The organism is Leptotrichia sp. oral taxon 879 str. F0557, from assembly GCF_000469385.1.
Classification (GTDB): Bacteria; Fusobacteriota; Fusobacteriia; order Fusobacteriales; family Leptotrichiaceae; genus Leptotrichia; species Leptotrichia mesophila.
In genome coordinates this window covers 493-754 of record NZ_KI271355.1, presented here as the reverse complement: position 1 = coordinate 754, position 262 = coordinate 493, and the positions used below count along the sequence as shown (strand labels likewise).

The following is a 262-nucleotide window of genomic DNA, read 5'->3' as shown; positions in this document are numbered from 1 at the left end:
ATTTCCTTTTTCACATAATGAATTTTCAAATTTTCAAATTTTTTTGTAATATGCAAAACATTATAACCTTGTGGAACTGTTATTGAAATTGTATTTGGTACTCTATCTGTCAAATTATGAAAGTATAAAGCAGTTGTATTTGAAAAAATCACATTGTTATTTTTTTGTATTTTTACAAATTCATCTGTAATTGTATCATTTTTCTGATAAACCCCTTGCTTTACTCTTTCTAAAATTCCTTTTTTACATAAATTAGAAAGAA

Annotated in this window: 1 pseudogene; it reads right to left on the bottom strand. The window is 22.9% G+C overall.

The features are described 5' to 3' along the window. A pseudogene (locus tag HMPREF1552_RS12640) lies at positions 1-262 on the bottom strand (hypothetical protein); the annotation flags it as partial.